The 2503-nt window shown below is 36.5% G+C and carries 2 protein-coding genes; both read right to left on the bottom strand.

Annotated features, from left to right (window positions below):
• Positions 1-189: 189 nt before the first annotated feature.
• The gene (locus AB1498_11190) at positions 190-399 is read right to left on the bottom strand and encodes a hypothetical protein (protein ID MEW6088853.1); all 210 of its coding nucleotides are present in this window, start codon (positions 397-399) and stop codon (positions 190-192) included.
• A 284-nt stretch (positions 400-683) separates the two neighbouring features.
• Complete coding sequence (locus tag AB1498_11185; protein MEW6088852.1) at positions 684-2306, bottom strand: glycosyltransferase; 1623 nt, start codon at positions 2304-2306, stop codon at positions 684-686.
• Positions 2307-2503: the final 197 nt, after the last annotated feature.

Genomic DNA, 2503 nt, shown 5'->3' with positions numbered 1-2503 from the left:
GGCTGCGCAATCCCGCCCAAAATTATTTCTTCCCTAAAAGAAAACGTAGTGCCTACGTCTGCCTGAAATCAGCTAATTACTTATCAAATAAAGAAATTTATTTTCGAGGTGTCAAAGTTCTGTGAAAGATTCTTTTACTTATAGATTTATCGATTTTTTTAATATCATGATCAAACTCAGGAGTTGTATTTACTTGATACATAGCTCTTTTTTTAATTCAGCTAATGAACGTGTATTTTCCTGTATATGATTTTGACGGGACTGCCGCATTTTCGAGATGAATTTAGGGTTAGAAGATAATAAGAAATCTTCGAGTTCATCATTAAATTCTTCAAATATTTTTGAAGTCTCGGAAAACTTTTTAAACAGTGATATTGGCAATGTAATTGTTTTAGACATAACAAATTTCCTTTAAAATTAGTTTAATTATCTCACAAAAAAGGATTAAGTCAAGACAAAATTATTTATTATTGCTAATAATAGTATCAACCGATAATTAGGATGTATCTTTCTAAAATTTTCCCTCTTTTTTCTCGCGAAGCGGTCACTTCGTAAAAAGAGGGGATTAAGGGGAGTTCGGATTGGAGATGAAGGGAAAAGCAAGGAATTACATAGAGAGGACGAAGATAATCCATTAAAATTTAAAAGTGAAGAAAATCTTTTTTTTGGGGGCATATTTTAAGTTACTCTGGGAAACAACGTCCCCAAAGTTCACATTTTAAGTTACTCTGGGAAACAACGTCCCCAAAGTTCACAACGCATTTTTCATCACCTGGTTCGCCATTTTTATATCGGACAGTGACATCAAATTTACCATCGAACCGGTATAATTTTCTCAAATCTTTTTTGCTCAAGGCAATAATAGCCAGCGGAACCGTTAAGACAATGTAAAATAAAGCCCAGAAAATACTTACAAGATATGTCCAAAATTGAATTCCACCTACACGTGAAATATCAATGAGTCCTTTAATAATAGCAATACCGCTGAGCATGGATATGGAAAGCTGGAGACTGATTTCATTCAGATTTTTTTCAGTCATACTTTGTTTCGGGGTAACTACATATTTTTCCTTTCCAAAGATCCCCCTGACTACAGCTTTCATCTGGTTGACAAGCTTAATCAGGTTATACTGTTCCGTCAATATTATACCTCTAAACCCGCCCATAGTCAGATTCATACCATAAACGCTTACAAAAAAATAAGGAACAAAGTAGTTTACAAAAGTTGAAGAGTCGGTAAGTATTGGCATGGTTCCGGTATTCAGTATAATAACAGGTGTCAGTAAATAGATTAGCTTTTGGAATCCGTCAAAGTAAGTATACATAGAGGCAAAATAGCACAACCTCTGTGGTATCGATAATCCTTTTATGGTCAGAGGATTATCTTTTTTCCAGACCTGCATTGCGCCTGCTCCCCAGCGGAGCCTCTGGATGGCAAAACCATCTAAAGTATTTGGGGCGATGCCTCTTGCCATTGTTTTATTATAGTATACGGAATGCCAGCCTCTTGCGTGCAATCTAAGGGCGGTATGGATATCTTCCGTTATTGTTTCTTCGGCAAATCCCCCGATTTCATCTAATGCCTTTCTTCGTATCATAGTTGTACTGCCGCAGTAAAATGCCGCGTTCCAGTAATCCTTTCCCGGTTGTATAACAGAATAAAAGAGTTCCTGTTCATGCCATGAATTTCCCCTGTTCCAGTCAGTTGTATGTTGAAAGGAATCAAGGTTGTAGAAATCCTGAGGCATCTGGACTAAGGCAATTTTTTCATCAGCAAAAAAACCTATAGTTTCGTCAATCAGGGTAGGCAGGGGTATATGGTCTGCATCAAGGGTCAATATAAATTCACCCGTAGTGTATTTCAGGGCATGGTTGAGATTTCCTGCCTTGGCGTTTTTTCTCTCCTCTCTTGTCAGGTAGAAACAGCCTAATTCTTCTGCCAGAGTTTTAACCTCCGGTCTTTTACCGTCATCAAGGACGTATGTCTTATGGGGATATTTCAAATCTTTGCATCCGAGCAGGGTCATTCTTAAAAGATAGACGGGTTCATTGTATGTTGGCACAAGTATATCCACCATCCGGTTTTGCAGCGGAGGGGGAGATTTTCTTTTTGTAGGATTCCAGACCATAAAAAAATAAAGCGTCGTTTCAATAAATCCATGAGCTTCGGCAAATACTAAAAGGAGCGAAAACCACATTGCATCAGGATTCAAAGTATCGTGAAATCTCCAGATAAGATAACGGATGCTGAATACAACCGACGAAACCATTATAAGCCATATCCAATAGTTTTTATATTTCTCCATCTGTTATCACTTCCTAATAATAAGTTTATAGTATTTAAAGTGTTTTGACAAGGGCTTCTTCGTCTGAAATTTTTTATTTAAGCCCCCGAATTGTTTAAAAAAATTAACTTGACAAAAATGATATAGAAATTATAATGTTTTTTGATAACTTTTCCTTAAAACTATTACAGGCCGTAATGAAAATAAAAACCCGATTT

It is taken from the genome of bacterium, from assembly GCA_040754625.1.
Lineage (GTDB): Bacteria > JACRDZ01 > JAQUKH01 > JAQUKH01 > JAQUKH01 > JAQUKH01.
Note: the sequence above shows the minus strand (reverse complement) of the source record. Positions and strands in the feature narration are given on the sequence as shown.

Excerpts from the sequence above, each read along its gene's own strand:
- AB1498_11190 (MEW6088853.1), bottom strand. The coding sequence starts at position 399 with ATGTCTAAAACAATTACATTGCCAATATCACTGTTTAAAAAGTTTTCC.
- AB1498_11185 (MEW6088852.1), bottom strand. The coding sequence starts at position 2,306 with ATGGAGAAATATAAAAACTATTGGATATGGCTTATAATGGTTTCGTCG.